This is a genomic window from Rhodopseudomonas sp. WA056 (genome assembly GCF_010906995.1).
GTDB classification, from domain to species: domain Bacteria; phylum Pseudomonadota; class Alphaproteobacteria; order Rhizobiales; family Xanthobacteraceae; genus Rhodopseudomonas; species Rhodopseudomonas palustris_G.
In genome coordinates this window covers 1-6957 of the sequence record NZ_QPFS01000181.1, presented here as the reverse complement: position 1 = coordinate 6957, position 6957 = coordinate 1, and the positions used below count along the sequence as shown (strand labels likewise).

Sequence of the window (6957 nt, the reverse complement as noted above, 5' to 3'; positions counted from 1 at the left end):
GAGTAGCAGTCCGGCGGCGACGAACAGACCGATATCATGAATGCCCAACATCGCGGTTGCACCTGTCCTGCGGCAGCTTCACGCATCTCCGCCGCGAATCTCGCGGGCGGTCAAGTCCGCCGCGCCGGCCGCCGTTCGGTACGGCCGCTGACGCCGGAAAAACGCTTTGTTAAGCTGATTGAAACGTGAAGCTGGCCTCCTCGCGCAGGGGGCTCGGACGAGCAGACGGGATCAAGCGATGACGGTAACTCACTATCGGCTGGCGCGCATGGCAACGGCGGCGCTGATCGGCGCCGCGCTGCTGCCGGCGCCTGCGGCGGCGCAGACCGGCGAGCGCAGCAATCCGTTTGCGATCTTCGACCTGTTCACCGGCGCGCTGCCAAGCGGCCGCCCCGCCGCCCCCGCCACGCCGCAGCCGGTGGCCGCACCGGCGCAGGCACCGATTCCGGCGCCGGTTCGTTCGACGCCGCAATGGAGCGGCGAGGATGGGGCCTCCGGCCATCCGCTGATGACCGCAGCGGCGATCCGGCAGGCGGCGGCCAGTTTCGACAATTGCGTCGCCTCGATGTGGCCGGACGCCGCGCGCCGCGGCATCTCGCGCGACTCATTCGCCCGCTTCACCGCCGGACTCTCGCCGGACCTGCGGCTGATGGACCTGATGGATTCGCAGCCGGAATTCACCAAATCGATCTGGGATTATCTCGACATCCTGGTCAACGACACCCGGCTCGCCAAGGGCCGCGAGATCCTGGCGCGCTATAAGGCGGAGTTCGACGCCGTCGAGCGCGCCTACGGCGTCGACCGCTACATCATTGCCTCGATCTGGGGCATCGAATCGAACTACTCGACCCAGATCGGCGACCGCTCGGTGGTGAACTCGACCGCGACGCTGGCCTGCGTCGGCCGCCGCCAGAATTACTTCAAGGACGAATTCCTCACCGCGCTGGAGATCCTGCATCGCGGCGACCTGCGGCCCGAGCAGCTTCGCGGCTCGTGGGCCGGCGCCTTCGGCCCGACACAGTTCATGCCGACCTCGTTCAAGCGCTTCGCGGTGGATGCCGACGGCGACGGCCGCCGCGACGTCGTCGACAACCCCTACGACCTGATCGCCTCGACCGCCAACAACCTGAAGAAGGACGGCTGGCAGAGCGGCGAGACTTGGGGCTACGAGGTCGTGGTGCCGAAAGGCTTCAACTACATGCTGGCCGACCGCCGCCACAGCCAGTCGCTGGCGCAGTGGCAGCAGATGGGGCTGCAGCGCCCGACCGGGCAGGCATTCCCGCGCCCGTCCGACAAGGCCTATCTGCTGGCGCCAGCCGGCGCCGATGGCCCCGGCTTCCTGATGCTGACCAATTACCGGGTGATCATGAAATACAACCCGGCCGAGGCTTATGCGCTGGCGATCGGCCATTTCGCCGACCGGCTGCGCGGCGGCGGCCCGTTCGTCCAGGACTGGCCGCGCCAGGAAAAGGCGCTGTCGCGAACCGAAAAGCTGGAATTGCAACAGCTTCTCGCCAACCGCGGCTTCTACCGCGGCACCCCCGACGGCCAGTTCGGCAGCATGACACGGGAAGCGCTGCGGAATTTCCAAGCCTCGATCGGCGCGCCCGCGGACGGGTTCGCGACCGGGGAGATGCTGGAGAGGTTGAGAGGAAGGTAGCCGCTGCTTTGAAGAAAGTAGCTGCTACTCTCCCGGGCCGGCGCAGCTCGATCTCTCAATTGACATCGAGCTTTCTACCGCCCATCCTCCGCCGCATGATCGTTCGTGCCGCCGCTTTGAAATCGAAAGCCAGCGCTCCTTCAGGGGCCGGTGGCTTGCGCGCGCGATAGATCAATCTCGCCTTCACGCATGCACCCGACCCCGCCGGTTTCGACGGGGTTTTTTGTTGCTGCTCCGTCTTCCGGTCCGCCCCAAGGAGATCGAAGATGGATATCTGCACCGACCAGTCCGAGGAATCGCCGCCGCCGCGCGGGCTGTGGCTGCCGCTGATCACGCCGTTTCGGGGCGGCGAGCTCGACGCCGCATCGCTGCGCCGGCTGATCGCGCATTACGCGCGCGCCCCGCTCGACGGATTGATCCTGGGGGCCACCACCGGCGAAGGGCTGACGCTGGACGAAGACGAGCTCGAGCGCCTGGTGATGCTGAGCGTCGACGCATTGGCGGCGAGCGGCCGCAGGCTGCCGGTGTATCTCGGCCTGTCCGGCAGCGACACGCGCAAGCTCACCAAGGCGCTGCAGCGGACCGCGCGCTGGCCGATCGACGGCGTGCTGATCGCCTGCCCGTACTACACCCGCCCGTCGCAGCACGGGATGGTGCTGCATTTCGAAGCCGCGGCGGACGCCACCGCGCGGCCGATCCTGATCTACAACATCCCGTACCGCACCGGTGTCAATCTGCACAACGAGGCGATGCTGCGGCTCGCCGAGCGCGCCAACATCGTCGGCGTCAAGGATTGCTGCGCCGATCCGGCGCAGACCGCGGAGCTGCTGCGGCTGCGGCCGCCGGGCTTTGCGGTGCTCACCGGCGAGGACGCGCTGGCTTACGATGCGCTCAGCCGCGGCTGCGACGGCGCGATCCTGGCCTCGGCGCATCTGGAGACCGAGGCGTTCGCCGCGATGATGCATCGGCTACAGGCCGGCGACCGGCTCGGCGGGACGACCGAGTGGCAACGGCTCGCCGACCTGCCGAAGCTGCTGTTCGCCGAGCCGTCGCCGGCGCCGATCAAATTTGCGCTGTGGCGGCGTGGGCTGATCGACAGCCCCGAAGTGCGGCTGCCGATGACACCGGTGTCGCCCGCGCTCGCCGCCGCGCTCGACGCCAGGCTGCTGCCGGGCCAATCGGCGGCCTGAACGGCCCGCGCGGCCCGGCCGGAGCCCTTGACGGGCGCGGCCGGGACCGCCTTATGGAGCCGGCGAAAGCTGCCCGGTTGCGGCCCGAATCCGCTAGTATAGGGATCAGCTCCCGTTCCGAACGGTAGCGATTGCGCAAGATCCGTATGTCCGACAAGCCGAGATCGTTTTTTGGCGTCTTCACCGAGCGCGGCCCGCTGGCCGTGCTGGCGGTCGCTGGCGTGCTGCTGTTCGGCATCGCCGCGCCGGCCTCGGCGCAGTTCTTCGATTTCGGCGGCGGCCCGCCGCAGCGCCAGCAACGCGGCGGCGGAGGAGGCGGATTCGGCTGGTTCGGCAACGATGTGTTCCAACCCTTCCACCAGAACCAGCCGCAACGCCGCGCCGCGCCGCGCGAGGACTATTCCAAGGCGCCGGCACCCGAGAAGCGCGAGACGACCCCTGACCGCACCGTGCTGGTGCTCGGCGACTCGATGGCCGACTGGCTCGGCTATGGCCTGGAGCAGGCCTATGCCGAGCAGCCCGAAATGGGCGTGGTGCGCAAATTCAGGACCATCTCCGGGCTGTTGCGCTACGCCCCGAAGGGCGAGCCGTCGGACTGGGTCGGCGCCGCCAAGGAGGTGATCGCCCAGGAGAACCCGGACGCGATCGTGGTGATGCTCGGCCTGTCGGACCGGATTGCGATCCGCGAGCAGGCGACTCCCGACAAGGACAAGAAGAAGGACGACAAGGCCGCCAAGCCCGGCGAGGAAGCCAAGCCGGACGACAAGGCCGCCGACAATGCGGCGGACGACGACGAGGACGACGACGATTCGCTGCGGATCATGACCGAGAAGGGCAAGCGCGCCGCCAGCGGCGTCGCCCAGTTCCGCGAGGATCGCTGGTCGGAGCTGTACGCCAAGAAGATCGAGGATCTGATCAACGTCCTCAAGGCCAAGAACGTCCCGATTCTGTGGGTCGGCCTGCCGGCGGTGCGCGGCACCAAGGCGACCTCGGACATGCAGTTCCTCAACGCGCTATTCCGCGACGGCGCCGCCAAGGCAGGCATCACCTATGTGGACGTCTGGGACGGCTTCGTCGACGAAGGCGGCCGCTATGTGCTGCAGGGCCCGGATTTCGAAGGCCAGATCCGGCGGCTGCGCTCCTATGACGGCGTGTATTTCACCAAGTCTGGCGCCCGCAAGCTGGCGCATTATGTCGAGCGCGAGATCGCCAGGTTGCTGGCGGCGCACAGCGGCCCGATCGCGTTGCCGACCGAGCCGGCCGCCCCCGAAGAGGCCAAGCCTCCGAGCGGCCCGGCGCCCCGCCCTGCCGCTGGTCCGATTCTGCCGCTGGTCGCCACCTCGGTCTCGACCGACCGCCTGCTCGGCGGGCCGGGCACGCAACCGGCGCCGGTCGATGCGCTGGTCGCCCGCACGCTGGTGAAGGGCGAGCCGCTATCGGCGCCCGCCGGCCGCGCCGACGACGACGTCTGGCCGCGCCGCGAAGTGTCGATTGAAAAGGCCCAGGAGCCGCCGCCGCCGAAGGAGCAGCCGAAGCCGGAGACCCCGGTGGCAAGCGCCAAGCCCAGTGGCGGCGCGCCGAGCGCCTCGGCGGGATCGCAGCCGCAGCAGCAGCAGCAGCGCCGCGTCGCCCGCTCCGCACCGCCGCCCCCACCGCCGACCGCGTCGGGATTCTTCGGCTTCGGAGCGCCGCCGCCGCAACAGCAGCAGGGCCGCCGCGCTCCGCCGCCGAGCGCATCGGGCTTCTTCTCGATCTTCCGCTGAGGCTGGCAACCAACGCCACAGACTATCCCTCATGGTGAGGAGGCGCGAAGCGCCGTCTCGAACCATGAGTCGGCGCAAGCTCACCTCACGCCAAGCGCAGCGCATCCTTCGAGACGCCCGGTCTCGTCCTCCGGACGAAACCGGTCTCCTCAGGATGAGGTTGCGATACGTGGGGCCAGCGTTTCACCCTTACAAAATCAGCCCGCCGTCGACCACCAGCGTCTGGCCGAGCACATAGGCCGACAGCGGCGACGCCAGGAACAGCGCGGCGCCGGCCATGTCTTCCGGCGTGCCGAGCCGCTTCATCGGGATGCCTTCGATCGCGCCGGCGAGCCGCTTCGGATTGTCGGTGGTGACCTTGGTCATCTTGGTATCGACCAGCCCCGGCGCGATGCCGTTGACGCGGATGCCGTCCTCGGCCCAGGCCTGCGCCAGCGTCCGGGTCAGGCCGTAAGCGCCGGTCTTCGAGGCGTTGTAGGCCGGGTTGCCCTTGGTGGCGTGGAAGGCCGCGGTCGACGACACGATGATCAGCTTGCCGGACGACGCCTTGAGCTGGGCGTGGAATTTCGCCGCACAGGCCATCAGGCTCATCAGGTTGACTTCCATCACGTGGCGGAAGCCGTCCATCTCGAACTCGCCGCGGCGATAGATCACCGCGCCCTGCGCCAGCACCAGCACGTCGAGCCGTTCGATCGGCGGCGCGAACGCATCGACCGCCTGCGCCTTGCCGACGTCGAGCTGCACGTAAGTCAGTCCGTCGAAATGGCTGCCGTCTTCGACCGCGTAGTCCGATGGCGCCGCGCGCGTGCCGGTGACGCAGACCTCTGCGCCGCGGGTGCGAAACGCCTGTGCGATGCCGTTGCCGATGCCGCTGGAGCCGCCGACCACCAGAACCTGCTTGCCGCTGAAATCGAGATCGCTCACGCGCGTCCTCCTGTTTGTTTGTTGTTCGTCGTCTGCGCGACGTTTGACCTGTGTGTCGATCGATGTCAGCCTTGTCAATCGGAAGGCCGCGCGCCCCCGCGCGCCGCACATTCCGCAACAAGAAACAACCGGAGGAAACCGATGTCGTACAAGCCCCTCAGCCGTTCGGTCAAAGACTTGCGCGTTCTGGTCACAGGCGCTGCGAGCGGCATGGGCCGCGCCACCGCGCATGTGTTCGCCGACGAAGGCGCGCGCGTCGCCGTCACCGACGTCACCCTGGCCGGCGCGCAGCCGGTCGCCGACGCCATCAAGGCGCGCGGCGGCGACGCGACCGCGTTCGCGCTCGATGTCGGCGAAGCGCAGGCGATCAAAAGCGGCGTCGAACACATCGCGCAGTCACTCGGCGGGCTCGACATCGTCATCAACAACGCCGGCATCTCGGCAGCGCTGCCGATCGACGATGCGAATTACGACGCGGTGTGGGAGCGCGCGCTGAATATTCTGCTCACCGCGCATCCGCGGGTGATCCGCGCCGCGCTGCCGCATTTGCGCAAGTCGCAGAGCCCGCGCATCGTCAACATCGCCTCCACCGAAGCGCTCGGCGCCACGTCGCCGCACAGCCCGTATTCGGCGGCCAAGGCCGGCGTCACCGGGCTCACGCGCTCGCTCGCGGTCGAGCTCGGCCCCGAGGGCATCACCGTCAACTGCATCTGCCCCGGCCCGATCACCACCGGCATGACCGACCGCATCAGCGCCGAGCACAAACAAAAATACGCCCGCCGCCGCACCGCTTTGCACCGCTACGGCGACCCGGAAGAGGTCGCCCACATGACGCTGAGCCTGTGCCTCCCCGCCGCCTCGTTCATCACCGGCGCGGTGATTCCGGTCGATGGCGGGTTGATGGCGCGGAATGCGTGAGGGCTATCCGCTAAGGGTTAGCTCGGGCGATTAGTCGTCCGCGCCGCGCTTCTCCCTGCACCGTCGTTCCGGGGCGCTCGCAACGCGAGCGAACTCGGAACCCCGAGCTGATAGCAAAGAGATTCCGGGTTCACGCAGCTTCGCTGCGTGCCCCGGAATGACTCGCGGATAATTTGTAAACCCGTGGGTAGTTTGTACCTCGCAGCGTCGCTCCGCCCCCAACCGTCATCCCCGCGCAGGCGGGGATCCAGTATCCCGAAGCGCTCGCAGCAAACCACCGCATCGCCACAGGCGCTCTGGAATACTGGGTCGCCCGATCAAGTCGGGCGATGACGCCGTGAGTGAGGCAGGCGCCCCGCATCTCCTCATTCTCCGATCCACGTTTCAAACAGCCACGGCCAATCGCTCTCGCGGCTCGATGAGCCCGAGTTGTGCGCCCGTCGCTATCGCAGCGAGGGGCGGGGGCGCGCCGTGCGGCGCGAAGGGTGGATCTTGTCGCGAG

General features: G+C 68.2%; 5 protein-coding genes. 4 read left to right on the top strand and 1 reads right to left on the bottom strand.

All coding sequences use genetic code 11. The features are described from left to right. The first annotated feature begins 238 nt into the window (after window positions 1–238). The 3 genes from DU475_RS22550 (at window position 239) to DU475_RS22540 (ending at window position 4613) form a co-directional block, all read left to right on the top strand. Window positions 239–1660, top strand: coding sequence for a lytic murein transglycosylase (locus DU475_RS22550; RefSeq protein WP_164633387.1), 1422 nt, complete (start codon window positions 239–241; stop codon window positions 1658–1660). A 266-nt stretch (window positions 1661–1926) separates the two neighbouring features. Continuing rightward, on the top strand, window positions 1927–2850 hold the full coding sequence (gene dapA, locus DU475_RS22545) for a 4-hydroxy-tetrahydrodipicolinate synthase (protein WP_164633386.1): 924 nt from the start codon (window positions 1927–1929) through the stop codon (window positions 2848–2850). 146 nt (window positions 2851–2996) lie between these two features. Further along, entirely contained in the window at window positions 2997–4613 is a 1617-nt protein-coding gene (locus DU475_RS22540) for an SGNH/GDSL hydrolase family protein (protein WP_164633385.1), read from the top strand. Window positions 4614–4802: 189 nt separating this feature from the next. Here DU475_RS22540 and DU475_RS22535 read toward each other — a convergent pair whose 3' ends face one another. After that, window positions 4803–5537, bottom strand: coding sequence for an SDR family NAD(P)-dependent oxidoreductase (locus DU475_RS22535; protein ID WP_164633384.1), 735 nt, complete (start codon window positions 5535–5537; stop codon window positions 4803–4805). A 141-nt stretch (window positions 5538–5678) separates the two neighbouring features. Here DU475_RS22535 and DU475_RS22530 point away from each other — a divergent pair, with 141 nt between their 5' ends. After that, window positions 5679–6455, top strand: coding sequence for an SDR family NAD(P)-dependent oxidoreductase (locus tag DU475_RS22530; RefSeq protein WP_164633383.1), 777 nt, complete (start codon window positions 5679–5681; stop codon window positions 6453–6455). Window positions 6456–6957 lie beyond the last annotated feature (502 nt).